The sequence below is a fragment of the Changchengzhania lutea genome, assembly GCF_006974145.1.
Taxonomy (GTDB): domain Bacteria; phylum Bacteroidota; class Bacteroidia; order Flavobacteriales; family Flavobacteriaceae; genus Changchengzhania; species Changchengzhania lutea.
On sequence record NZ_CP039456.1, the window covers coordinates 1,588,589 to 1,615,241 of the forward strand.

22 protein-coding genes and 1 tRNA gene are annotated in these 26,653 nt (G+C 35.6%); 7 read left to right on the top strand and 16 right to left on the bottom strand.

What is annotated here, in order from left to right; genetic code table 11:
- Nucleotides 1-68 precede the first annotated feature (68 nt).
- On the bottom strand, nucleotides 69-1,256 hold the full coding sequence (locus FAF07_RS07405) for a phosphoglycerate kinase (RefSeq protein ID WP_142784496.1): 1,188 nt from the start codon (nucleotides 1,254-1,256) through the stop codon (nucleotides 69-71).
- 433 nt (nucleotides 1,257-1,689) lie between these two features.
- Between FAF07_RS07405 and FAF07_RS07410 the strand changes: the two genes are divergently transcribed.
- Nucleotides 1,690-2,844: a DNA polymerase III subunit gene (locus FAF07_RS07410; protein ID WP_142784497.1), complete on the top strand. Its 1,155-nt coding sequence runs from the start codon at nucleotides 1,690-1,692 to the stop codon at nucleotides 2,842-2,844.
- 152 nt (nucleotides 2,845-2,996) lie between these two features.
- Here the strand turns inward: FAF07_RS07410 and FAF07_RS07415 are convergent, their stop codons facing one another.
- From FAF07_RS07415 to FAF07_RS07435, 5 genes are all read right to left on the bottom strand, one after another.
- Nucleotides 2,997-3,518, bottom strand: a complete 522-nt coding sequence (locus tag FAF07_RS07415; RefSeq protein WP_142784498.1) for an OmpH family outer membrane protein — start codon at nucleotides 3,516-3,518, stop codon at nucleotides 2,997-2,999.
- A gap of 217 nt (nucleotides 3,519-3,735) precedes the next feature.
- Complete coding sequence (locus tag FAF07_RS07420; RefSeq protein ID WP_246067802.1) at nucleotides 3,736-4,578, bottom strand: class I SAM-dependent methyltransferase; 843 nt, start codon at nucleotides 4,576-4,578, stop codon at nucleotides 3,736-3,738.
- A gap of 263 nt (nucleotides 4,579-4,841) precedes the next feature.
- Entirely contained in the window at nucleotides 4,842-6,713 is a 1,872-nt protein-coding gene (gene mnmG, locus FAF07_RS07425) for a tRNA uridine-5-carboxymethylaminomethyl(34) synthesis enzyme MnmG (protein WP_142784500.1), read from the bottom strand.
- 109 nt (nucleotides 6,714-6,822) lie between these two features.
- Complete coding sequence (gene ybeY / locus FAF07_RS07430) at nucleotides 6,823-7,230, bottom strand: rRNA maturation RNase YbeY (RefSeq protein WP_142784501.1); 408 nt, start codon at nucleotides 7,228-7,230, stop codon at nucleotides 6,823-6,825.
- Entirely contained in the window at nucleotides 7,223-10,624 is a 3,402-nt protein-coding gene (locus FAF07_RS07435; protein ID WP_142784502.1) for a DUF4175 family protein, read from the bottom strand. The genes ybeY and FAF07_RS07435 overlap by 8 nt, the downstream gene beginning before the upstream one ends.
- A gap of 178 nt (nucleotides 10,625-10,802) precedes the next feature.
- On the opposite strand from FAF07_RS07435, the gene FAF07_RS07440 reads away from it, so the two are divergent.
- A complete protein-coding gene (locus tag FAF07_RS07440; RefSeq protein WP_317130342.1) occupies nucleotides 10,803-11,849 on the top strand; it encodes an alkane 1-monooxygenase in 1,047 nt (348 codons plus the stop codon).
- Nucleotides 11,850-11,908: 59 nt separating this feature from the next.
- The gene (gene gltX / locus FAF07_RS07445; protein ID WP_142784503.1) at nucleotides 11,909-13,426 is read left to right on the top strand and encodes a glutamate--tRNA ligase; all 1,518 of its coding nucleotides are present in this window, start codon (nucleotides 11,909-11,911) and stop codon (nucleotides 13,424-13,426) included.
- A gap of 10 nt (nucleotides 13,427-13,436) precedes the next feature.
- Here gltX and FAF07_RS07450 read toward each other — a convergent pair whose 3' ends face one another.
- Nucleotides 13,437-13,901 (bottom strand): hypothetical protein, encoded by a 465-nt coding sequence (locus FAF07_RS07450; RefSeq protein WP_246067803.1) that lies wholly within the window; start codon nucleotides 13,899-13,901, stop codon nucleotides 13,437-13,439.
- Between the two features lie 298 nt (nucleotides 13,902-14,199).
- On the opposite strand from FAF07_RS07450, the gene FAF07_RS07455 reads away from it, so the two are divergent.
- Nucleotides 14,200-15,123 carry an SPFH domain-containing protein gene (locus tag FAF07_RS07455; protein ID WP_142784504.1) on the top strand — a complete coding sequence of 308 codons (924 nt, stop codon included), beginning with the start codon at nucleotides 14,200-14,202 and terminating at the stop codon, nucleotides 15,121-15,123.
- Between the two features lie 116 nt (nucleotides 15,124-15,239).
- On the opposite strand, the gene FAF07_RS07460 is transcribed toward FAF07_RS07455, so the two are convergent.
- From FAF07_RS07460 to FAF07_RS07475, 4 genes are all read right to left on the bottom strand, one after another.
- Nucleotides 15,240-15,440 carry a hypothetical protein gene (locus FAF07_RS07460; RefSeq protein WP_142784505.1) on the bottom strand — a complete coding sequence of 67 codons (201 nt, stop codon included), beginning with the start codon at nucleotides 15,438-15,440 and terminating at the stop codon, nucleotides 15,240-15,242.
- Nucleotides 15,441-15,727: 287 nt separating this feature from the next.
- A complete protein-coding gene (locus FAF07_RS07465; protein ID WP_142784506.1) occupies nucleotides 15,728-16,888 on the bottom strand; it encodes a peptidogalycan biosysnthesis protein in 1,161 nt (386 codons plus the stop codon).
- 62 nt (nucleotides 16,889-16,950) lie between these two features.
- The gene (locus FAF07_RS07470; protein ID WP_142784507.1) at nucleotides 16,951-17,436 is read right to left on the bottom strand and encodes a DUF1761 domain-containing protein; all 486 of its coding nucleotides are present in this window, start codon (nucleotides 17,434-17,436) and stop codon (nucleotides 16,951-16,953) included.
- Between the two features lie 78 nt (nucleotides 17,437-17,514).
- Nucleotides 17,515-19,521 (bottom strand): glutamine--tRNA ligase/YqeY domain fusion protein, encoded by a 2,007-nt coding sequence (locus tag FAF07_RS07475; protein ID WP_142784508.1) that lies wholly within the window; start codon nucleotides 19,519-19,521, stop codon nucleotides 17,515-17,517.
- 141 nt (nucleotides 19,522-19,662) lie between these two features.
- On the opposite strand from FAF07_RS07475, the gene FAF07_RS07480 reads away from it, so the two are divergent.
- The 3 genes from FAF07_RS07480 (at nucleotide 19,663) to FAF07_RS07490 (ending at nucleotide 20,357) form a co-directional block, all read left to right on the top strand.
- Nucleotides 19,663-19,872, top strand: coding sequence for a zinc ribbon domain-containing protein (locus tag FAF07_RS07480; RefSeq protein WP_142784509.1), 210 nt, complete (start codon nucleotides 19,663-19,665; stop codon nucleotides 19,870-19,872).
- The gene (gene folB, locus FAF07_RS07485; RefSeq protein WP_142784510.1) at nucleotides 19,872-20,234 is read left to right on the top strand and encodes a dihydroneopterin aldolase; all 363 of its coding nucleotides are present in this window, start codon (nucleotides 19,872-19,874) and stop codon (nucleotides 20,232-20,234) included. Before FAF07_RS07480 ends, folB begins: the two co-directional genes overlap by 1 nt.
- A gap of 52 nt (nucleotides 20,235-20,286) precedes the next feature.
- Nucleotides 20,287-20,357: transfer RNA gene (locus tag FAF07_RS07490), tRNA-Cys, on the top strand.
- Nucleotides 20,358-20,373: 16 nt separating this feature from the next.
- Here the strand turns inward: FAF07_RS07490 and FAF07_RS07495 are convergent.
- The 5 genes from FAF07_RS07495 to FAF07_RS07515 form a co-directional block, all read right to left on the bottom strand.
- Nucleotides 20,374-21,069: a LysE family translocator gene (locus tag FAF07_RS07495; RefSeq protein ID WP_142784511.1), complete on the bottom strand. Its 696-nt coding sequence runs from the start codon at nucleotides 21,067-21,069 to the stop codon at nucleotides 20,374-20,376.
- Between the two features lie 125 nt (nucleotides 21,070-21,194).
- A complete protein-coding gene (locus FAF07_RS07500) occupies nucleotides 21,195-21,845 on the bottom strand; it encodes a T9SS type A sorting domain-containing protein (RefSeq protein WP_185956538.1) in 651 nt (216 codons plus the stop codon).
- A gap of 782 nt (nucleotides 21,846-22,627) precedes the next feature.
- Entirely contained in the window at nucleotides 22,628-23,512 is an 885-nt protein-coding gene (locus tag FAF07_RS07505) for a glycoside hydrolase family 17 protein (RefSeq protein WP_142784513.1), read from the bottom strand.
- 29 nt (nucleotides 23,513-23,541) lie between these two features.
- Nucleotides 23,542-25,107 (bottom strand): MFS transporter, encoded by a 1,566-nt coding sequence (locus FAF07_RS07510; protein WP_142784514.1) that lies wholly within the window; start codon nucleotides 25,105-25,107, stop codon nucleotides 23,542-23,544.
- Nucleotides 25,108-25,113: 6 nt separating this feature from the next.
- A complete protein-coding gene (locus FAF07_RS07515; RefSeq protein ID WP_142784515.1) occupies nucleotides 25,114-26,613 on the bottom strand; it encodes a glycoside hydrolase family 30 protein in 1,500 nt (499 codons plus the stop codon).
- Nucleotides 26,614-26,653: the final 40 nt, after the last annotated feature.

The following is a 26,653-nucleotide window of genomic DNA, read 5'->3' on the forward strand; positions in this document are numbered from 1 at the left end:
ATTTGGATATTGAACGCTCTTATGGCTAAAATCGTATTTTTTAAGGTAATTTGAAAACTTAATAGGGTTTATTCTAAAATAGCTGCAATTCCAGGTAGTGTTTTACCTTCTAAACTTTCAAGCATAGCACCGCCACCAGTACTTACATAACTTACTTTATCTTCGAATCCAAATTGTTTCACTGCAGCCACAGAATCACCACCACCAACTAGTGAAAACGCACCATTTTTGGTAGCTTCTGCAATGGAATTTCCTAATTCAATAGTTCCGTTTGCAAAATTTTCCATTTCAAAAACGCCTAAAGGGCCATTCCAAAGAATGGTTTTTGACTTCATCACAACATCATGGAAAAGTTTTATGGACTTTGGTCCAGCATCAACACCTTCCCATCCGTCAGGAATTTCATTTATATCAACAATTTGAGTGTTTGCATCATTACTAAAATCATCAGCAGCAATAGTATCAACAGGAATGTGAATTTGCACATTCTTTTCTTTAGCTTGTTTTAAAATGTCTAATGCCAATGGCATCTTATCGTCTTCGCAAATAGAGTTTCCTATTTTTCCGCCTTGAGCTTTTACAAAAGTAAATGCCATACCTCCACCAATTATTAAGTGATCTACTTTATCAAGAATGTTTTCTATAATCGTAATTTTTGAAGATACTTTAGCACCTCCTAAAATGGCTAAAACTGGTTTTTCTCCTGTTTCCATTACTTTTTTAATACTCTCAATTTCTTGGGCCAATAAATTTCCAAAGCACTTTTTCTCTGGAAAAAATTGTGCAATTATAGTGGTTGAAGCATGCGCTCTATGCGCTGTACCAAAAGCATCGTTAACATAAATATCTCCCAATTTTGAAAGTTGTTTAGCAAACCCTACATCGCCTGCGGTTTCTTCAGCATGGAATCGCAAGTTTTCTAATAAAAGAATTTCCCCTGGCTGTAAATTTGCTGCTGCTGCTTCGGCTTTTTCGCCAACACATGCCTCTACAAATTTAACTTCAACACCTAGGATCTCTTCAACATCATTAGTAATATGACGTAGCGAAAATTCATCTTGAACCCCTTTAGGCCTTCCTAAATGCGACATTAAAATACAACTTCCACCATCTTCTAAAATTTTTATAATCGTTGGTTTTGCCGAAACAATACGTGTTGTATCTGTTACCTCAAAATTATCGTTTAAAGGCACATTAAAGTCTACACGAATTAAGGCTTTCTTATTTTCAAAATTAAAGTCGTTAAGCGTTCTCATAGCTGATATATTAGATATTTGTTTCACAAATGTAACTAATTAATTTGCGCCATAAAATGTGTTTTTTCACGAAAACGATGTAGATAATAAATAATTATTATTGTCCAATAAAAGAATTAAGACCGCTCCGCTGCTAGAACATAGAGTAAAGACATGGTTTTAATTAATAATCATAATATATTTGTCATTTCAGACAGGATACCATTTTTTATTTGTTATAAAAGCAAGTTATAAATCTTGAAAAGACCTTTTAACCTATACCCAACATATTGTTCGGGCTGTTTTACAAATTTTAATAGGACATTATTGAATACAAAACTGAATTTTCTTGATTTTTAGTGTTTTTATTGGATTTATAAAAAATGACGTACAGACCATGTATGCCTTATCATTTCATTCTGCCAATAACAAAAAAATTATGTAGGTTTGCCACATGCTTTTCGAAGATATTCTCGGTCAGAAACATATAAAGAATCATTTAACACAAAGTGTTGATAATGGCAGAATTTCGCATGCGCAGTTATTCGTAGGTCCAGAAGGTTGTGGCACACTGCCTATGGCCATTGCTTATGCACAGTATATATTGTGTAATAACACTAAGGGTGAAAATAATTTGGGCAATACTGCCTGTAATTTAAAATTCAAAAATCTTTCTCATCCAGATCTGCATTTTGCTTACCCAGTCACGACCAGTGAAAAAGCGAAAAAGCACCCTGTATCCAGTCATTATATTGAAGATTGGCGTCAACTCATCGAACAGCAACCTTACGGGAATTTGTTTGATTTGTACAAGTTATTAGGTGTCGATAATAAACAGGGGCAAATTGGGGTTGATGAAGCCCACGATATTGTAAAAGCATTATCCTTAAAAGCGTACGAAGGTGGTTATAAAATAATGCTTGTTTGGATGGCGGAAAAAATGAATAGAGAGTGTGCCAACAAGCTTTTAAAACTCATTGAAGAACCACCAAACAAAACGGTGTTTATCCTGATTGCCGAAAACGAAGAACAAATTATTTCTACCATTAGGTCTCGTTGTCAGGTCTTGCATTTTCCGCCGTTAGCTGAAGATGTCATTGAACATGGATTGATAAAAAAGTACGGATTAGAATCTTCAATTGCTAAAAAAATAGCGCACCAATCAAACGGGAATTATAATAAAGCCTGCGATTTGGTGTATCAAGATTCTGAAGATTTACAGTTTGAAACCTGGTTTATCTTCTGGATTAGAAGTGCTTTTAAGGCGAAAGGGAATAAGGCCGCCATACACGATCTTATTTCTTGGAGTGAAGAAATTGCCAAAACTGGGCGCGAAACACAAAAACAGTTTTTGCACTTTTGTATAGATTTTTTCAGACAAGCTTTATTGCTAAACTATAATGCTTCAGATTTGGTTTATTTAGAGACGAAAACTGAAAAATTCAAACTTGAAAATTTTGCGCCGTTTATTCACAACAATAATATTCTGGAAATTAATAATGAGCTACAAGACGCTATATATCATATTGAGCGTAACGGAAATTCTAAAATTATCTTGACAGATTTATCAATTAAACTCACGCGTTTACTTCATAAAAAATCCACCTAAATGAATAGGATGACCAAATCTTGGTTTGCCATCATTAATCCAACCTCAGGAAATGGTCCTAGCCGGAAAAAATGGTTTTTCATTTTATTATAAAAAAAAGTCCTTTTTAAAACAAAAAAGGACTTAATCATCTTATTTTTAAACACTTACACCTATTCTTCCTTCTTGTATTTGGCATTCAACGCCTCAGTAATAACCGCTGTTAAATCATGTGTTTCGTCACCGTACATGACGGTAGCGGCAGCGTCACTCGTTCCTAAAATGAAGTTATAACCATTCTCTTTTCCGTAAGTTTTTACGAATGTTTTCACTTGGGAGATTACTGAATCAATTTCCACTTGAAAAGCCTGTTGTATTTCCTGTTGCTCAACCTGCATGGTTTGTTGAAGTTGTTGTTGTTTTTGTTGTAGACCGCCCATTAACTCTTGCGCTCGCTTTTGAGATGATTTTTGGGCCGTAGCTTGAGTCTGTTGAACTTCTGCCTGAAAGGCTTGTCCGACACTATCTGCTCTTTTTCTAAAAGCTTCATTTTTTATCTGATATTGTGCTTCAACATCTTTCTTTTGCTGAAAATCATTAATGACAGATCCGTTATCAACAAATCCGATTTTTTGTGGTTGCTGGCAGGCAACAAATAACATTAATATAAAAGCTGAATAAATAATTTTTTTCATTTGATTGATTTTTTAATCCGAACAAAAGTAATAAAGTAAACCTTAAGTATTATAAAGAAACATCTTGTGATTTTGTTAAATAGTAAAAATTTATAATAACTGGCAACGTCGATAATTATTAATTATAGAAATACGCTTCAAATAAAGCGATTTAAGAAGCTTAAAGAAAATGATAAACTAATTGCACATTTGCGTTTAAGTTTGGGTCGCTGTGTTATTAAAATGCGCTTTTGTTCTTTTTTATAACATATATTAAGGATGAAGCTTGCTTGGACCGGATTGATTTTATATTTGAAATACTGGCTACCCAAAATGCCCTAATCGGATTCATAAAACCCGATTTATACTTTTCAGAAAGTAGGCTTACATAAAAAGCATCAAATAACATGGGTTTAATATGCTCCACCTCAAAACCATGTTTAATACATAGTTTGTTTATAGCATCTCTATTAAAGTGCCAAAGATGTCTGGGCACGTCGTAAGCTGCCCAATATTGTTTATAGTATGCAGCGTCGTAACTTTTATAATTAGGCACCGCAATAATCAATCGCCCATTGGGTTTTAAAAGGGTATTAAAAAGAACAAGTTGCTGTTCTATATTTGGCAGATGCTCTAATACATGCCAAAGGGTAATTATATCAAAACTATGGGGCTCAAATTTTGAGAGTTCCTCTGTACCGAAAACAGCATTAGTTGTTTTTTTATTTGCGATTGCTCTAGCTGTTGGGTTGGGTTCTATGCCAGAAACCATCCAGTCATTATGCTTTGCAACTTGCAAAAAATCTCCAGTACCACAACCAACATCTAAAAGCCTTTTACTTTCGGAAGCATGAGAATCAATTAGTCTTATTTTTTTTTTAAGCGAAAACTTCCTAACGACATGATATGCTTTTTCAAAAAGATTTCGTTGGGCATCTGTGTGTGAAATATAATCTTCACTCTTATAATAATTTGGTAATTTATCTAATGACGGTTTTGGCCTTGTCTCCAAAAAGCCAAATTCTGAATTTTCAATTAATCGAAATTCCTCTCCTGAAACCGAATGATCTATTACTTTCAAGTATGTACGATTTGAATTTGTTTTAGACACTTATCAAAAACTTTTTTAAATCAATTCTCTTAATTCTTGGTTTATAAACAGCGTATTTTAGAACACTAGTTATTCAATAAAGCGAGTTCAAGATTAGTCCTATTTTTTGTTGTTTCCAATTGCATTCTCAAAATTGATTGCAAAGCGTGTTCGCTTTCCACTTGAAATTATTTTAAATTGATAGCCAAAATTTTTATCATGTTCCACGTGGAACCTTTTACAAAAATCTCAACTTATCGTCCCATATAAACCAATAAAACAGAAACATCATTTGGAGACACACCGCTAATTCTTGATGCTTGGGATACTGTAGTTGGTTGAATGTTTTTAAGCTTTTCGCGTGCTTCGAAACTCATGGATTTTATCTGTGAATAGTCAAAATTCTCAGGGATTTTTACATATTCCAAGCGACTTAATTTATCTGCATTGTTTTTTTCCTTTGCAATATACCCAGCATATTTTACTTGGATTTCGGTTTGTTCTATAACTTCATTGTCTAAGTCATTCTCGATTATATAATCTTCAACAGCCTTAAATTTTCTTATGTCATCTATATCAATATTAGGACGAGAAAATATCTTAAACATCTTATCAGATTGTTTTACCATGGCAGATCCTTTTGCTTCCAATACCGGATTCGCTTCTTCTGGTTTTACACTAGTATCCGCAAAAAACTTAACGAATTTTTCTGCTGCCTCATGCTTTTCCTCCATCCTTTTAAGTCGTTTTTCACTTGCTAAACCAAGTGCATAGCCTTTTGGAGTTAATCTTATATCGGCATTATCCTGTCTTAGCAAGGTTCTATATTCAGCCCGCGACGTAAACATTCTATAAGGCTCTTCAGTTCCTTTAGTAATTAAATCATCAATAAGAACGCCTATATAGGCTTCGTCTCTTTTTAAGGTAAATGAATCTTTTTCATCCACTTTTAAACTGGCATTAATCCCAGCCATTAAACCTTGAGATGCCGCCTCTTCATACCCCGTGGTTCCGTTAATCTGACCTGCAAAATACAAGCCTTCAATCAACTTCGTTTCTAAGGTATGCTTCAATTGGGTTGGTGGAAAATAATCATATTCTATAGCATAACCAGGTCTGAAAAATTTCACGTTCTCAAATCCAACCACCGAACGCAACGCTTTAAATTGAACGTCTTCAGGAAGCGATGTAGAAAACCCATTCACATAAACCTCACAAGTGTTCCAGCCTTCTGGCTCGATAAAAAGTTGGTGCCTATCCTTATCTGCAAATCTATTGATCTTGTCTTCAATTGAAGGACAATACCGCGGCCCCAAACTCTTTATACGACCATTGAACATGGGAGACCTATCAAAACCCTCTCGAAGTAAATCGTGTACTTCAAGACTGGTATACGTCATATGGCAAGAACGTTGATGCTCTAGAGGTTTTGTAATATCTAAATAAGAAAATTTTTCAGGGTTCTCATCACCTGGTTGCTCAATCATTTTAGAATAATCAAGTGATCGTCCATCGACTCTAGGCGGTGTTCCCGTTTTCATTCTGCCTGAATCAAAACCTAAACTTACTAACTGCTCTGTTATTCCAGTTGCCGCTCTTTCGCCAGCGCGACCTCCACCAAAATTTTTATCACCTATATGAATAAGTCCATTTAAAAAAGTTCCGTTGGTAAGGACTACGGATTTCGCCTTAATTTGAATACCCAGTGACGTTTTTACACCAACCACTTTATGATTTTCGATCAATAATTCAGACACCATGTCTTGATAAAAATCAAGATTAGGCGTGCCTTCTAACATCAAGCGCCAGTCTTCGGCAAAACGCATGCGGTCACTTTGAACACGAGGACTCCACATGGCAGGTCCTTTAGATTTATTAAGCATTTTAAACTGAATGGCCGAGGTATCTGAAACTATTCCACTATACCCGCCAAGCGCATCAATCTCCCTAACAATTTGGCCTTTAGCAATACCGCCCATAGCGGGATTACATGACATCTGTGCTATGTTTTGCAAGTTCATGGTCACCAATAAGGTTTTACTCCCCATATTGGCAGCAGCAGCAGCAGCCTCACTACCTGCGTGACCAGCTCCTACTACAATAACATCATACACTTCGTTAAACATAAACTCTAATTTAAATACTTCAATTCACCTCAAAACGTTCCACGTGGAACATTTAAAAATTTTAAGTTTGCAAATATACGTTGATTCTTGAAAACTAGCCTAATACCAATTACAACAGATCTAAGTATTGGTTTTCCTTCTGCCTCATAGTAGCAGCATCTAATTCGTTTTTATCCTTGTAACCACAATAGTGTAGCACACCATGCGCCATGACACGATGTAGTTCCTCTAAGAAAGACACCTCAAAATCTTTGGCGTTATCTACCACCCTATCAATAGAAATAAAAATATCGCCCTGTATTATTTTTCCGACTGAGTAATCAAAACTTATCACGTCTGTTAAGGTATCGTGATTTAAGAACTCTACATTCATTTGATGCAAATACACATCTGTACAGAAAATATAATTGATATCCCCTACCTTGAAATTTTCCTTCAAAATCACTTCAGAAATCCATGCGCTAATGGTCGATTCTTGCTCTAGCTGAAAATCGGTTTCATAATTAAAACTAATCATTTGTTTTCTTAAAATAGGCTTGTACTTTCTTTTTATAAACTTGGTGCAAAGGTAGTGTTTGTTTATTCAATATTTCTGTCGTGTTAAAATATTGTTTAGCCCTTGGAATGGCATCAGTAGACCGATTTATAAATTGATTGTTGTTTGTTTCCGATTCTCTTTTAGTGTCCTGACCTTGCTGAAATGTAGCATTTTCCAGCTTTAACAATTGATGCTTCAATTCCATCATTTTTTGGAGTGTTTGATTTGTAAATCCCTTATTTAATAAATCGAGTTCCACCTCTTCCATCTGCTTCAACAAAGCATCTCCGTTTCCTGTTTTGCCTTCTTTTGCCAATCGTTCTTCCAAAGCGTTTCGAAGCTGTTGTTGCTGTTGATAGATTTCATATAGCTGCCCATTTAAATCTTCATTTGAACCCTCGCCTTCTCCACCGGACTCAGACCCATGCCCTCCATTTTCTTTTCCGTTTTTACCATCCTTTCCTTTATCACCCTCCTTTTTACCCGCGCCTTCTTTTTTTCCTTCTCCTGGCTTTGGTTTCCCTTCTTGACCCTTTTTCATACCGTCCTCCATCAGTTTATTCAGCTCTTCTTGGCTCATTATGATATCTGGTAGTTGCATATCACCTTCACTGCCCTTTCCTGCCGCCATACTCATAGTCTCCTGCATATTATCTAAAACATCACTTAAAAAATTAGCTAAATTATTAGCAGCGGTAATGGTGAACTGTTGATTGGAAACACCTTGGTATATTTGATTTTCGGCAAGTTGAGCCAAGGCCTTATCCATATTATAAAATGCTTCAGTGACTTCATTATTGACACGCTCTGAGAGTTTGGGCTGACGAAGCGATAAGGCAAATAAACTGTCATCAATATGCTCAAAATATTCCTTTAGGTGCTGCTGCTTTCGGAGATATGAGGCATATTTATTATTATTGACTTCAATAGATTCGAATTGATTCATAAGGGCTTCCTGATCGAAAGAAAACAACACTAGGTTATCTAAAATTTGTCGAAGCATCTCCGCATCTTCCTGCATTTGTTCCCCACCTCCGGCCTGCATAGCACTTTGCATTTGCTGGCTCATCTGTTTCATTTTTTTTGCCGCTTTCTTCTGGCTCTTCTTTGCTTTTTCGGAGCTTTGGTTGTCTTTTGGTTCGCTTGTATTTTTATCAGATGGGTTCTCGCTTTCTTTCTTTTCTAATGCTTCTGAAGCTTTTTGTTGTTCTTGCTCCACCTCCTTTTCATCTAATTTATCCCTGGGGATTTCAATCGGTTTTCTTAAAGCCTTACTTTCTTTTTCCAGCTCTTCTATTTGTTTTTTGAAGTCTTCAAAACGCTCATTTAATTTGTCCTGTTGTTCCTTGGTGTTTTCCTCTTCTTTTTCATTAGACAGTTCTTCCTGATCTATGGCTAGTTTCATTAAATCTTCCTTCAGTTTATCTAGCTTTTTTTCGACATAAAACCTTTTGGTTAACTCCAATAACTGCTCTAAACTTCGCTTCTTGTTTTTATTCTGCTTTGCTAAATCTTCCAGTTTTTGAGTTAACTCTTCTTTGTGTATTTTGTCTTGAAGCTTTTTAAGAGCTTCTAATAATTTTTCATCTTTTTCGAGCTGCGCTTCGTTTTCTTTAACCCGTTCTTTTAAAGCTTCCTTAAAGCGATCTTCCTTGTCTTTTTTAAACTCCTCCAAGTTTTCCTGTAGCTTTTTATTGAAATTCTTCATCATCTCATTTTGCAGATCTTGGCGCTTTAAAAAGGATTCTAATTTCTTCTTGTCGTTAAAATTGAGATTGGATTTCTCTTTCTGGGTTTTTGAAAATCGCTCCAATTGTTTTTCTTGCACTTCAAATTTCTGAATGGATTTGTTCAAGTCCTTTATAGTTTCACTTTGGGATTGTAATTGCTTTTCCTCTTCTTCTGTTTTGGTGCGTTTACGATATGTGAAGATTGGGCTTTTTGCACTTTTATACCTGTTAACTTCATCATTATCAAATACTTGAAAATACAAGCTATAGGAAACACCTCTCTTAATATCGATATTATTTGGAAATGCACTTACAAATTCGGTGATATTGGATTTTGAAATCGGGATATTTTCAAAAATTTTATCCTTTTGATTATCACTTGGATAATACACCATTTGTAATTTGTTTAAACCGTAGTCATCACTAAGCTGGCCGAAAAAATAAAGTGTTTGCAGGTCTAAACTGTCCACTTCCATTTTAACATTTAATTCGGGAAACTCATCTTTGACAACGTCAATATGAAAAGACAAGTTTTCGTAATCTTTCAGCTTCATATTGCTCGTACTTAAACTATAGTCAAAACTGTGATATAAGCGCCTAGAGGCTTCAAATTTATCGAGATTACTAGAAGAAAAGCGGAGCGTATCTTTTGAATATAAGTTTACGGTACTAGTTGATTTTGTGTTCAAACGCCAAGTTACTTTTGTGCCTTCAGGAACTACAGCATTGCCTGAACTTTTTAAAATGACATCCTTCTTTTTGGTATATGTTGGATAATCTAAATCCATTTCAAAACCTAATAAAGAAGGTGCGGCTATCACATGCAACTGATATGGTTTTGAACTCACTTTATTGGCAGACAACTGAAAACTAACATTTTTCTTGGGTTGTGCAAATACATATTCAAACTCGCCAATCCCTGTTTTCTTTAATATATATACCTCATTATCAAAACTAATTTGAGCGGTTTCAGGAATGACCTCTCCCGCCGTGCGTACTCGAAGTTTAAAGGTTTCATTTTCTATGGCATGTAAACTATCATTAACTACGAAAAACTGAAAAGGCGCTGGGGGCTCATAGGTTGTTTTATAATGTACGACACGCTCATAACTGGTACTAAACCAATCAAAATTGCCAGATAAAACAATAAAAGCAATGATTATAATGGGGATTAGCACATATTTTAGATACCTAATGTTTTTATTATAATTAACAGCGAATTTAAAAGGAATGGGTTTGAGCTCCAGTGACTTTTGATTAATGCTAGCAAGTAATAATTCAGACTGCGTATCCGCCTGATGAAGCTGAAGCACGTTTAGTAATTTATCATTAACCTCAGGAAAATGCTCGCCTATAATTTTTGAAGCATCCTCGTAATTGATTCCTTTTTTCAGTTTTAATAATTGGGCTATTGGAAATGCAATAAATTTAGTTAACAAACCAACTTCCACAACTACAAATGTCCAGAACAATATGGTTCTTGCTCCCGTATTGAGCCATAGCGCGGATTCGATAAAAAGCGTGAACAGAAAATACAACAGCCCAATGGTAAAAAATAGAATAGTACCTTTTAATATGTCATTAGTATAATAGCGCCTAATAAACACTTCTAATTTTTGCTTTATAATGGTGAAGTTATCCATTCTTAATTCTTCTATTTATCACTAAATAAGCCCTTGGTTATAAAATATTTTGGTACAGGCTATTACAACACACTAAACTACAATTTTATTTTATAGGCTATTTGCTTATGTTTGGTAAAACTTAGTTAATTTTATAACGGTAGTCTGTGTTATAGCCAATTTGTCAATCTTGGGAACAATGAAAATAAACGATTTTAAATACTTAGCCGCTTTTAGCATCCCCGTTTTCGCATGTCTTGGTATGATTTATCAAGGGGCATGGTCTTTTGTCACTCCATTTTATGCCTTTGTAATTATTCCCGTGTTGGAACTTATATTTCCCGTAGATAATAGCAACCTTAATCAGAGTCAAACAGAGCAATTAAAAACCAAGACGGTATTTGATTGGATGCTTTACTTAAATTTAGTCGTGGTTTATGGACTTCTTATTTTTGGACTCGTTACCGTTACAAGCACCATATTAGAAACCTATGAATTTATTGGTTTGATATTCTCTATGGGCATTATTGCCGGAGTCAATGGCATTAATGTTGCCCATGAACTAGGACATAGGCAAACCACCAACGAGCGCTTTATTGGTAAGGCCCTGCTCCTTCCGGCGCTTTACATGCACTTTTATATTGAACATAATTTTGGGCATCATTTACACGCCGCCACAAAAGAAGATCCTGCTACAGCAAAATACAATCAAACAGTATATTCGTTTTGGGTGAGCTCTGTATTTAGGCAATACTTTAGCGCATGGAACATTCAAACCAAACTTCTGCGTAACACTGGTAACCCCTTTTTTTCCTATACAAATGACATGCTGTGGTATATGCTTATAGAGGTTCTGTATTTACTAATCATTTTAATGGTGTTTGGTGTTACAGGCTTCATTTTTGCATTTTTTTCAGCTATTGTTGGCTTTATATTGCTTGAAACCGTAAATTATATTGAGCATTATGGCTTATTGCGATTAAAAACACCCTCCGGGCGCTATGAACGTGTGCAGGAAATACATTCTTGGAATTCTAATCATATTATAGGACGCATTGTTTTATATGAATTAACCAGACATAGCGATCATCATTTTAAAACCACCAAAAAGTATCAGCTTTTAGACTGTCATACTGAAAGTCCGCAAATGCCTTACGGATACCCAACATCTATGGTGCTTGCCATGATTCCACCGCTGTGGTTTTCAATTATGAATAAACGGATTCCTAAAGATATGATTAGCTAGTATTTTCTTTGTTCTATTGGCTTATCAATCTATCTTTGCAATCTTAAATAAAAAGAGACATGATCAAGAACGTTCGTGTGCGTTTTGCACCAAGCCCAACAGGCCCTTTACACATTGGTGGGGTACGCACAGCATTATTTAATTATTTGTTTGCCAAAAAACACAATGGTACGTTCGTTCTCAGAATTGAAGATACCGATCAAAATAGATACGTTCCGGGTACCGAAAACTACATTATTGAGGCCCTTAATTGGTGCCACATTCCTTATGATGAAGGTCCAGGAAAAAACGAAAAATTTGGCCCTTATAGACAAAGCGAACGTAAGCATATATATAAAGCCTATGCAGATAAACTCATTGCTTCTGGTGATGCGTATTATGCCTTTGATACCTCAGAACAATTGGATTTTCACAGAAAAGACCACGAAGAAAAAGGTAAAACCTTTATCTATAACTGGCATAACCGGGAAAAAGGCCGGCTGGTTAACTCTTTAGTACTTTCTAAGGAAGAAACACAAGCCAAATTAGATGCAGGTGAAGATTACGTCATTCGTTTTAAATCGCCTCAAGATGAAACCCTTCACTTAACGGATCTTATCCGTGGGCAAATCACTATTGATACCAATATTCTGGACGACAAAGTCCTTTTTAAAAGCGATGGCATGCCAACGTACCATTTGGCCAATATTGTTGATGATCACCTTATGGAAATCTCACATGTTATTCGCGGTGAAGAGTGGTTACCGTCCTTAGCTTTACACTATCAGCTGTACCAAGCCTTTGGTTGGGATGCTCCAGAGTTTGCGCATTTGCCCCTTATTTTAAAACCTACAGGTAAAGGAAAATTGAGCAAGCGTGATGGCGATAAATTAGGCTTCCCTGTGTTTCCATTGGAATGGGAAGACCCAAAAACCAACGCCATCTCAAAAGGATACAAGGAAGATGGGTATTTCCCAGAAGCCATGATCAATTTTTTAGCCTTTTTAGGCTGGAACCCGGGTACTGAGCAAGAGATTTTTAATTTGGAAGAATTGATTAATGCATTCGATTTAGAAAAAGTCAACAAATCCGGGGCGCGTTTTGATCCCGATAAAATAAAGTGGTTCAATCACCATTATATGCAAGAGCAAAATGATTTGGAACTTGCTGAGGCTTTTCAATCTAATCATACGTCTTTATCCGATATCGATATTCATTACATAGCCATGGTTGTCGGGCTTATAAAAGAACGCGCTACGTTTATAAGTGACTTATGGGAATTGAGTTTCTTTTTCTTTCAAGCACCAAGATCTTATGACGAAAAAGCAAGAAAAAAGGCTTTTAAAGAAGATACCTCGGATATTTTAAAAACTGTCATTGCCGTTGTAGAATCGATTGAAGATTTTACCGTTGAAAGCCTTCAAAAAGACATTAAAGGATGGATTACAAGCAACGACATTAATTTCGGAAAAGTGATGATGCCCCTACGTTTGGCACTTGTGGGCGCATTACAAGGACCCGATGTGTTTGATATCATGTATATGATTGGAAAAATGGAAACCATCAAGCGTATAGAGAATGCTATCAAAACGATGTAGATAGAGCCTTTTAAAAAGAAATTAACGCCCCAAAAACAAGCATACTTTGGTTCCCTTTAAACATGCTTTCAGAACCTACGGTGTCTAAATCTTGCTTATTTAAATTCTTAAACATATTGGTAATACCATAAATATATTGCGCTTTTAGCTTGATAAACTTATAACCAGATGAAGCACCTATGGCACCATTGATATTAAAATTGGAAATATCCACAATATCCTTAGCCGATACATTGGTGTAATTATTAATATAATAGCTTTCTTTATTGCTATCATTCAATTCTAAATTTCCGTTGTATTGTATCATAGGCCCAATATCAATAGTCAAATAGTTTTCTATGATTTTCAAGTGTCCCATTAGAGCAATTTGTACGGCTAGTAATTTATAACCTATAAATTCTTCACCAGCACTTAGAAGTGTAGGTCTTGCTGAGACACCAAAATTGTTTTGAGAAAGCTGCATCCCATAACTCACATTATACCATTTAACGGAATGTCTACTGTGGCGGATAACCCGCCTAAATAACCGTCACCTTGGGTCGTGGTAAAATTATCGGTAATTATATCAAACTTAGTAACTGCTCCAGTGATACCGAAACCATTTGTTATGCGATAATTTCCTCTTTGGCTAAAACTTTTTTGTAACAAAACATAGCATTAAAGCTACTTATACAATAGCAGACCTATTTTTCATGAATTTGGGGATAGGTCGTCAAATATATCATAAATTTTGTATCTTCTTTTTTCTAATCTATTAATATCAAATAATCGCTATGAACTACTTTCTTATACCTATTTTCTTCATTGTATTGATCATCCTAATTTCCTCGTTTTTTATTGTTAAGCAACAAACTGCCGCCATAATAGAACGCTTTGGAAAGTTTTCAAGTATTAGACAATCTGGTCTACAACTCAAAATACCTTTAGTTGATAGGGTTGCTGGCCGTTTAAGTTTAAAAATTCAGCAATTGGACGTTATTATTGAAACCAAAACACTTGACGATGTATTTGTTCGTCTAAAAGTTTCTGTACAATATAAAGTGATTCGCGATAAAGTATATGATGCATTTTACAAGCTGGATTATCCACATGATCAAATCACCAGTTATGTGTTTGATGTGGTTCGTGCCGAAGTACCAAAAATGAAACTGGATGACGTGTTTGTAAAAAAAGATGATATTGCCTTAGCTGTGAAAGCGGAGCTTAACGATGCCATGTCCGATTACGGATTTGATATTATAAAAACGCTTGTAACAGACATAGATCCAGATGCTCAGGTAAAACAAGCCATGAACCGAATTAATGCCTCTGAACGTGAAAAAATTGCCGCACAATTTGAAGGTGATGCTGCTAGAATCTTAATTGTTGAAAAAGCGAAAGCTGAAGCTGAAAGTAAGCGTTTGCAGGGGCAAGGTATTGCAGATCAACGTCGGGAGATTGCTCGTGGTTTAGAAGAATCGGTAGAAGTACTAAATAAAGTTGGTATAAACTCCCAAGAAGCCTCTGCGCTTATTGTGGTGACGCAGCACTATGACACCTTACAATCCATAGGGCAAGAAACAAACAGTAATCTTATCCTACTCCCCAATTCTCCTCAGGCGGGAAGCCAGATGTTGAATGATATGGTAGCGAGCTTTACGGCAAGCAATCAAATTGGAGAGGCGATGAAACATGCTAAAAAGAAGAAGAATGAATAGGTATTATACTTTTTTTAGTGCCTGTTAAACATCTTAAAGCGGCCGTTCCCTTGAACTTGCCTTAAGGTCTCAACAATTATATTATGGGATAATGAAGGCTTATTTATAATTGTTTACTACGCTCCCCCATATTTCTCTATGAGGTTTTTTAAGGTATGTAAATATTCGTTTAAAGAGGCATCATCCACTTTTGGCTTTGCCTGATTAGGAATGGTTATTGGTTCTTCATCCAAATACTTCATGAGTTCTGGATATCGTGTTGCAATTTCAAGCTTTAACCTAAAGATTTCAGAAAGTATTTTGGAAGAAGAGGACATAGACAATACATTTTACACATCGAACTCATCACTAAATTACTAAAAACAAACTATTTAACGTGAGTTCGATATATTATTCATTGATAATTAGGGATTTAAGCATTTTAATAAAGAAACTATGTCATTCCGACCGAGGTACGAGGAGGAATCTCATCCTTCTGTGATATCTCGTCGCTCATGCTTCGCTCAGTCGACATGACAAAACCCTGTCTATCAATAACATGAATACTACTCATCTGTTTAAGTTTATATCGAGTTCACGTTATTTATAGAAATTTTTTATAAAACTAATGCTCAAAAGGATGGCGCGCTTCCCAAGCTCGTATCGGGTTGGCGTATTTTACAATCAATTTTAAAACCGTATTGGCAATCACATTATTGGTGTGCTTTAAATATATATACATGCCTTCAGGTTTTGCGCCAATGGAGCTTTTTATTTCCATAGCCGTTCGTGCATAAATAACTTGCTTAAAGTTATGCTGAATGCCAAAAGAAGCCATGTCATATAACATATTTAAATACAGTTGACCCTGTTGTTGTAAGTCTTGATTATATCCCAAAAAATAGGTTTCTAGTTTATCATGATTGAGAATTAAAGTATAAAAGCCGACCAGATTGCCCTCTAAAAAATAACCAAAAAGCTTAAAATTATCTTTGAGCTGAAGCTTTAAATAATAGAAATGCCGATCGTGCAGTTTAAAAGAATTCACCCTGGCATTATCCGATACGTTTTCGTAAAGGGTATAAAGCCTTTGTGAAAGCGTATTAACATCTTCCAGCGTGAGTTCTTTACAGTGAATGGCTTGACGCTTCTTACGAGCCGTTCTATAACGCCTTCGGTATTTTTTGTTTAGTGCTGCTAGATAATCTTCAAAAGATGTCCATTCATTTTTTACCTGAAAAACCATGTTGGGCTGCACTTGGGCTTTGTATAGGTTTCTTTTTAAGAAAAAGGCCTTACTCGTGTGAATCTGGTCATTTTCGAAATAATCCTTAAAGGTTATAATTCTTATTTTTTTATTGAAGGTGTCTTTTATTGATACCGAAAGTTCCTTTAAGGCTTCAGAGACGATTCCTAAAAACTCATCTTGGTTTACTTTTTCAGAATTAAAATAAATCCCATGCTGACCAGTATGCATCAAATTTCCAACAACCAAAGCATTGCCTTTCACTATTTTCGATATTAAGACCTTTCCGAAGCGTTTTAAATAATGATTGGATGTTTTCCTAAAAACATCATCCAAATACATTTCAACGCGTTGAATAATGCCGATACCAACTAAGGTTTCTTCTTTAAATACACCTAAAAAATAACTCGAAATATTAGCTGGACTAGAATCTTCTAAAGCTTTTAAAAATGCGCTTTTCAAGAAAATGTCATCAACCGGAAGGTCATCCCAAGCGGCGGGTAAATCGGTAACCGAATTATATAGTTTGAAGTTTATCAAGGCAAAGAAAAAGACCGAAGTTTAACTACCTCAGCCTTTATTATGTTAATTAAAAACAAAAATTATCTCCAGCCACAAATAATGCCGCCCATAATACCTAAAGTGACTATCCAATAGCCACTATTGATAAAGATATATTTGGCGCTTTTCCTTTCGAATAATGCGTTCGTACCCAATATAGGCAAAGCAATAAAGATTCCTGCCATCACGCCATGAAAAACACCATGTTTAAATGTTCGGAACGCATCTGAGTAGTCGTTCATAAAAGCGTCATAAGACGGTAAAGCCAAGGATGCATCTCCACCAATTAAGCTAAATGCCCCCATTTGATGAATAACCAATGACGGCAACGTAATGGCCAACATAAAGGCAAATAATAAGGCAAGACCGAAAATTTTAATCATGTTGCCTCCTTTAATTTGCTCATCCGTCATGCCTGCGGCTTGCATCCAAGCGGTTCCAAAAACTTTTGGGTTGTACCAAATAAATCCGACAACCAATGCGGATATTGCTGCAACAAGAATTGCAATTGGGTTTAAAAAATCCATAATAATTAGTTTTAGTTAGTATCTAAATATAGAAAAAAACTTTTAACAAGACCATCTAATCCGTTAACAATATGAATGCTAAGTAATTTCCTTAGCCTCACCAACTAGAATCTCATGACTATCCTGTAAGCCTTTTTCAATGAATGCTTTAGTATCCTCATTGTGTTTTAAACCGTTATTTAATAACACTTTCAGCGCAATCATAACCGCAATTCTAGTGCCTACTTTTTTGGCGGCAGTATTAAAAAGGGGTTTTAATTCATCATAAGCTACAGATTTCGCAAGTTCTTGAATTTCAGCTTTGACTTTAACTTGTTTTGCTTCTGGTAAATTGGTGTATTTTTTACCTAACTGCTGTATCACATCAATCGCTTTACGTTTTGGCTGTGCCTGTTTTGGCTTTTGTTGATTGGTATTATTCTGTGGCTTTTGTTTTGCCCAAGCATCCCTTAATCCCACCGTTTTATTAAACACTAGGTTTTGTTCGGTGGTATCTTTGTCAACATTAAAATACCCTATACGCTGGAACTGAAAACGTTCTCCAACCTTAGCGTCTTTCAAGCTTGGCTCTGCAAAAGCCTGAATCACTTTTAATGAGTTTGGATTTACAAATTCCATAAAGCTTTTATCTTCATGACTGTCTGGTGCTTCATCCAAAAACAGACGATCATATTCTCTCACTTCCACATTAACAGCGTGCTTAATTGAGACCCAATGCAAGGTGCCTTTAATCCTTCTATCTGTATCTTCGCTATAGGTACAATGAATTTCAGTAATGTTCCCGTTAGCGTCTTTTAAAACACGTTCTCCTTTAATGATATAGGCATTCTTTAAACGCACCTCCTTTCCTAAGGTTAATCGGAAAAATTTATTACTTGCCGATTCTTTGAAATCCTCCTTCTCGATATATATTTCTTTTGAAAAAGGAACTTTTCTGAAGCCAGCACTATCATCTTCTTGATTATTTTCGGCATCAAACCATTCTACTTTATCGTCTGGATAATTATTAATGATCACTTTTACTGGATCTAAAACCACCATCACTCTTGGCGCTGTTCTATTTAAATCTTCACGAATACAGAATTCTAAAAGTGACACATCGATAATATTATCGCGCTTAGCCACACCTACCGTTTCTACAAACTTGCGTATAGCTTGGGGCGTATAGCCACGACGCCTTAACCCAGAAATAGTTGGCATACGCGGGTCGTCCCATCCTGTTACTATGCCTTCCTCAACGAGTTCGAGCAACTTACGTTTACTCATTACTGTATAACTTAAATTCAATCGTGCAAACTCACGTTGCTTTGGTAATAGTGGTAAATTTTCAGATTCATATTGATACACATGTTCCTTGAACCAATCGTAAAGTGGCCTGTGTGGTCTAAACTCTAATGAGCATAAGGAATGTGATACTTGTTCGATGTAATCGCTCTCACCATGTGTCCAATCGTACATAGGATAAATACACCAGGCATCTTTTGTTCTATGATGATGCTTTTTTAAAACCCGATACATAATTGGGTCGCGCATTAACATATTGGGGTGCTGCATATCTATCTTTGCACGAAGAATGTGTTCGCCTTCATTAAACTCCCCACTTTTCATGCGCTCAAATAAATCCAAATTCTCTTTAATGCTTCTATTTCTATAAGGTCCATCAACCCCAGTCTGAGTCGGTGTTCCTTTTTGTTCTGCCATGGCTTCACTGGATTGTGAATCTACATAAGCCTTGCCGTCTTTTATAAGCAATATGGCCCAATTATATAATGTTTGAAAATAATCTGATGAGAACAATTCCTGATCCCAAAAATACCCTAACCAAGCGATATCTTCCTTAATGGCATCTACGTATTCTTGCTCTTCCTTCGCAGGATTCGTATCATCAAAACGAAGGTTTACTGGAGCATTGTATTTTTCACCTAAACCAAAACTAATACCTATGGCTTTAGTGTGACCAATATGTAAATAGCCATTTGGTTCTGGAGGGAACCTAAAGCGCAAGGCCTCTTTAGACATCCCATTTGCAAGATCTTCTTCTATAATTTGCTCTAAAAAATTGAGTGACTTTTTTTCTTCCGACATACTTCGTGTTTATTTCAACTAAATAAGGCTCAAAATTACGGAAATTCAAGTTATTTTAGCGCAAGAAGCGCAAGAAGCGTAACAAATTTTAATTCGTAGTGACTTACATTGTAAATCCTATTAATTTTAACGATTCTAAAAATGAAACAGATTAATTATAGTTGCCCGAAATGTCATAATAACACCTATGACCTAAGTGAAATGCGTGCTACTGGAGGCAGATGGTCTAAAATTTTTGATATTCAAAACAAAAAATTCACCTCTGTTACTTGCAAAACATGCACATATACTGAGTTTTATAAAACCAAAACCAGCGCTCTAAGTAATGTTTTTGATTTATTTACAAGCTAATGGGAGTCATTAGAGTTGAAAATATTCGTGTGTTCGCATATCATGGCTGCCTTAAAGAAGAAGCTAAAATAGGTAGTGATTATCGTGTAGATTTGCAAATTAAGGCTAACTTACAAACCTCAGCATATAGTGACAACCTGAGCGATACCGTTGACTATGTGTTTTTAAATAGAATCATTAGAGAAGAAATGCATAAACCCTCGCACTTGCTTGAAACAGTCGCGAAGCGGATATTAAATCGCATTTTTTCAGAAGATAAACGGGTTACCAAAGCCTCTGTCTGGGTGAGCAAATTAAACCCGCCTATTGGGGGCGATGTGGAAAAGGTAACGATTAAATTGACCGATAAGCGTAAAAATTAAAAATAGGTGAGGAGAAGTCTTATTTCTTTTTATATTTGCACCAATATTGAATGGCGTCGTGGCCGAGTGGCTAGGCAGAGGTCTGCAAAACCTTCTACAGCGGTTCGAATCCGCTCGACGCCTCAAAAAAGCTTCCCGTTTATTCTGGAAGCTTTTCTCTTATAGGATTAATCTGTTCTAACCGTTCCTTGATAAGTTCTTTTTCATTGGGAAAAAACCCTTGTATTAACAGTAACATGCCGAAACCTAAAATAACTAAGGCTATGATTTTCTTTGTTTTAAAGATGCGCCGAGGTGTTAATTTATTTTTAAGCTTTTTCGCTATGGCAATTTTTCCAAGGTCAACCAAAAAATAAACAACGAGTACCGTACACAAAAATACCACAACACCATTATTAGATTCAGTTAAAGAATTGGCAATAACAATGAGGGCTACCCAACCAATTAGTACGCCTATGTTAATGAAATTAAGGAGAAAGCCTTTTAAAAAAAGGCGTCCATATTTTTTTTGGATCTCTACTTTATGGTACTCTTTTACAATGTTACGAAATGATTTTGACGTTTTCATAAATGTAATGGTGCCGTAAACCACCAATAAAACCCCTCCGAAAATAACAAAATTAGGGTCGTCTTCGATTTTATGAAGAAGTTTACTTGTACTGTAAAAGGCAACTATAATGAATAAAATATCTGCGAAAACAACACCACAATCAAAAATTAAAGCACTCTTGAATCCTTTGGTGGCTCCTGTTTCCAACAGAACAAAAAAGACGGGGCCAATGGTGAAAGCAAGTAAAATACCAAATGGAATGGCTGCTAAAATGTCGTCAAGCATGTTGAAAAGGGTGTTTCTACAAAGTAAAGAAATATTTAAAACTTATAGAAGCTTTACCTATACAAATGAAAAAGCGTGTGATTTTAAAATCACACGCTTTAAAACAAACTTAAGTATTTACTAAACTATTGTTTTACTAGCTTAAGGCTACTAGCGCCATTAGCTTTTTTTACTTGAGCAAAATATAATCCTGCTTTCAAACTAGCCCCTTCTATAGTGGCTTCGTTAGAATTAGGAGCTATAGATAATACGTTTTTACCTAAAATATCGAATACCTTAATTGATGAGATGTTCTCGCTTTTAGTTTTCACTGTCCGACTGTTTTTTGTTGGATTAGGGAAAAGACTAAATAACTGCACATTGAAATTTTCTGCACTCGCAGTAGCTGTTTGTGTAATATTATCATAGTAAAAGGTTGAAGTACTTGAACCGTCTCCCAATGTACCATTATTTGGTAAAAAAGTTAATTTATCATAAATTGTAGCTGTTCCAGTAAAATCGTAAACTAGCGTTTCCCATGCACCACTTACCGTTGTAAATCGGGAAATATCACCGGTATTAATCGCTCCGTTAGCTGCGTCTTCTAATTTAAAATCAATTTTTGTACCAACTGGAGCGTCAGTCCAAATTATATATTTGATATACGGGTTAGTAGAAAAATCAATTTTACTAGGCACAGTTACAAATGCACCTGCCCAAACTTGACCGCCATTTCTAACCAATTCAGCAATCGTAGCGCTGGAATTGCCTGTTTGTTGTGCTACTGGGTGTAGCAATTTCAGTTGCCGTACAACCATCAAAACCAAAAAAGTCAGTAAAGGTTTCAAAATCAATTGTTGCAAATTGAGCATATCCAAAAGATACGGTCAAAAGAAGAAATAATAAAGTAATTTTTAGTTTTAAGGTTATTTAATTAACGTTTTAATAATGGTCTAGTTTCATTTGCAACATACAAGCTAAACAAAATATTTTTCATATTCATAAATATATAGCCCTATTCATGATAAATTAATTGATTATACCCCCTACAAAAATAATACAAAGCAATAAAAACAGCTTATTTTTAAATTATTCATAATCTCGATAAGCCAATAAGGCAATAAACCCTTATTAAGTGAGGGGTTGGAGTTTTTTGAAGCACTTTTATTTGGAATTAATAATTAGTATTAATTAACTACAAATAAAGCTATTAGGTCACAATGTGGTGGTAATATTGTGGTAAATGCGAAGGATGTTTAGTTATTAATTTAAGTTTCTTTATTTAGAAATGCCCTTGAAACGTTTATTAAAAGAAAAAATCACTTTAAATACTAAAAATCAAAATCTTATATTAGAACTCATCTTGACTTTTTCTATTTCCTAAAAAATAGCTGAAATTCGCCCATATTTCGTTACTTTTCTTATGCGTAACAGTGCTATGCCTTTCAAAAACTGCCTAATCTGAACAAATTCCAACTCATTTTCGGTTAAAAACAAAAAGCCAAGATGAGTTCTATAAAAAATGCACACAAATAAAATATTTGTGTGCATGAATTAAACAAACTAATAATTGTTAATACTAAAGCTTCAATTTTTCATCTTTATCCCAAAGCCCCCAATACGCCCCTACATCACCTTCTGCACCCACTTTCCAAGATTCATCAAAGGATGAAAAATAGAACATCTCAATATCGTCATCATCAGACCAAACCTGTGCATTTATAAAATACTTGACGGCATTTTCATGCGAAGGTATAGCGCCTTGTAATCCTTCTCCAAAAGAGGGCCATCCTGTTTCTGTAATAATTACTTTTTTACCGTTTCCAGCATCTTTGGCTTGATTGTACATGTCCCTCATATAGACCAATCCATATTCTTGACTACAACCCTCCCAATATGGGTAACAATTAGCCAATATAACATCACAAGCTTCCGTGATTCTTGGTCTGTGACTAAACTCATAGTAGGCATCTACATAGCCCATTGGAATATCTGGTACCGCTTCTTTTACTTGATGCATAAACGCTAAAAGTTCGTCTTCTGTTAAGTCTTGTCTGTACATCACTTCATTACCAACAGCTGCAATATCAACAAAACCTTCTTTTGCCAACTTAATAAGCCCTGCAATTTCTTTTTTATTGATTTCTGGATCATCACCTAACCAAGCGCCAACTAATGTTTTTATACCATATTCTTTTGCAATACGAGGAATAGCCTCATTACCATCTGTACAAGAAAAAGACCGAATCCATTTTGTATGCCGCTTTATAATTTTCATACGGCGTCTAATTTGCTTTTCGGTAATTTGTTGTCCAGGTTCTTGACCTTCTTCATAGGGACTAAAGCATAGGCCATGCATTCCATTTTTTAATACTCTTTTAAATAGGTTCTGTAACCCTTTTGGCGTTTTGTCTTCTAGGTTTAGTCCCGCTAATGATCTAATTTTATCTGCTCTGTACGACATAGTTTCTATATAATATTAATTTTTAAAAGTTACAGTTCTCCTCGTCTTTCTAATAATTCTTCTTTAATTTCTCTGGCTCTTGTTTCATCTAAACTATACTTCCACATCACCCATATAGCAAGCGCTGCAGTAAGAGATGGAACTAGTATATCGGCTATTCTAAGATTATTCATAGTTTCCAAGGTTTGTTCGGTCGTATTGGGGTCAAATCCTACAATTTTCAAAATTAAACCTCCTAACACAAGTGCGATAGACTGACCAATTTTAACCATCAACCAGTATATAGCTCCAAAAGTACCTTCTTTTCTAGGCATCCCATTTTCTAATTCATCTAAATCACAAACATCTGCTGTCATCGACATCATCAAAGTAAATAGCCCTCCCATTCCAAAGGCAAATAGAGGAATTGGCAAAAATATAAGCCATGGTATATCGTTTCCTGGGTCAATGGTAAACCAAGACATTCCAATATTATCCAATATTGGGTTTAAATATTCGAATAAAGAACCAAGGCCTGAGGTTAAGCCTTCACCAATTGCAGTATCGTTAAATTTACTATTCAATTCTTTATCAAAGCCCCACCATTTACCTAAATACCCAACTATTGATAAGAAGGTAGAGATTATAAAAGCATTTTTCTTTCCCCATTTATTTGCCATTTTTGAAATAATAGGTATCACTATAAAGGCAGTAATTATTGCATTAATAGTATTAAACCAAGCTGGCCAAGTACCCGCCATTTCATAACTACCGCTATACATATAAAATACAATGATGAAAACGCCAAATGCCGCTACAAGCTGAAACCCATTAAAGACTAAAAACGTGGCGCCACAAAGCTTCATAAATGGCTTATTTTTAGAAACTTGCTTAATCCCAGCCAACAAGTCTTTCATGTTGGAAGCAAGTGTTTTGAAATTAATTTTTTTACGCCCCTCCATATGTGAAGAGTCAATACCTTTACAAAACAAAGCGGGTAGAATTCCAAAAATCACACACATGGCACCTACAATAAGGGCCATTGTTCGTACGCCTTCAGTTTGGGTATTAAATGTCTCTGTGTCTGGAATAATTACATACAACCAAGGCACAATCATCCAAGCAATTTGACCCATAGTATTAGAGTATGCCATTAAACGTGTACGTTCGTTATAATCTGATGTCATTTCATAACCTAAGCCTACAAGTGGTGTCGCGAACATGGTGTTACCAATAAGGAATAGAATTTGAACAACCATTACGTGCCAAATGATGTAGGTTTGAGAAGCATTATCGTCAATCTGCCACATCAAAAAGAAGAGTATACCACTTATAATGGCTCCTATAAAAATGTAAGGTCTTCTTCGTCCCCATCTTGAGGTTGTATTATCTGAAATAAAACCCATAATAGGATCGGTAATAGAATCAAATATTCTTGGCAACCCACCCAAAAGTCCTGCCCACAAAGGATCAACCCCCCAAGCAGTAAGTAAGAAGAATTGAATAAAAACACCTAGTGTTCCAGGTAAAATGTTCAATATAAAATGACCTGCACCAAAGGCCGCTTTTTGCCCAACCGGGACTTTATCTTTAGCTGCTGTTTTAATATTCGACATATCTTATTAGTTTAGTTTGTTATGTTTATTCTTAGGGACTATAATTGTTTGAATGGCCCTAGCATCTATTGAAAATTCTACATTTTTCTCTTGTATTGAAAGACTAATACTTTTTGGGGTCTCAGTTTCATTAAACAACACCATCGCTATGGAACCGTCTGGATTATGGGCGGCAGTTGCAAAAAGTTCATTATCTGAGCAATCTAATTTAATTACTTTGGCGCCTGGTCTTATATATTTACTAAAATGCGCCATGGTATAGTAAATAGGCGTAAAGTAAACTTCGTCTTTATCGGGATCCGCAATTATGGGTGCTACACACCAATTTTTAAACCAATTAGGCCCTCCTTGAGTATCTAAAACCATATTCCAATCAACCCAACCGTCTACCCAATTATTAAGACATCCTATAATGTCTCTGGCATAACGATATACTGGAACGTATTTTGGGTGCAAATGTTTTTGATCTTCAGGCGCCCAATCCCAGCCCCAATCTGTGGCCTCTTTACTCCAATACCAAGCATCATCTTTCCATTTTGGTATTTCAGAATCTACACAAGCTTCTGTTTGAATTAAATATTTGTTTGGCGCTTTATTATGCGCATATTGTAATTTTTCAGGATAAATCTCAAAGGTGCTATCATACCAATGCACAGCTGTGCCGTCAAAATATCTTGAAGACGCTTCATCTTTAAACATAGAATCTACCCAATCTACTAAATGTGCCCGGTTTTGATCGTATCCTAAGATTTTAACATTGCCTTTCCCATCTTCTTCAAGTTTGGGTCCCAAATAATTTTGTACAAAATCGGTCATTTCATCAGGAGAATAGTGCATACTTTCCCAATTATTGCCGTTGCCCATAGGTTCATTTTCAACGGTAAAACCCCATATGTCAATCCCTTCAGCTTTATAAGCATCAAGATATTTTGAAAAGAATAAAGCCCAAGTATCATAATACTCAAGGAGTAATTTACCACCCACCCAATGGTTGTTGTCTTTCATCCAAGGTGCAGCAGTCCAGGGTGAAGCAAATATTTTAAACCCATCTTCAGACACCGCCATAGCGTCTTTTATCATAGGAATAAGGTCATCTCTATCTTCTTCAATTGTAAAATGCTCTAAGTTTTTATCGCCTTCAACGGGTGTATATGAATAATTTGTTAATGAAAAATCACAAGAATTCATATGTGTTCTGGTGAGTGAATACCTTGCGCCTTCTGTTGAAAAATAAGCTTTCAAGATTTTATCACGATTTGCTTTGCTTAATTTGTTTAGCAAATAGGCTGATGATTCCGTAAACGCTCCTCCAAAGCCTGTAATGGTTTGAAATGTTTCTTCTGGAATTAACTCAATACTTACTTTATTATCTGAAGTTTGAAACTCGTTAACTTTAGTAAGTTTATTTCCATTTGCTGAAGTCTCAAAAATGGAAACCTCCAATTGTTTTTGATTACAACTTAGCATAATCCCGATTAATAAAGTGTACAAATGATGTGCTTTCATACTTCAAAAAAATTATAATTTTACTTGATCTATATTCATT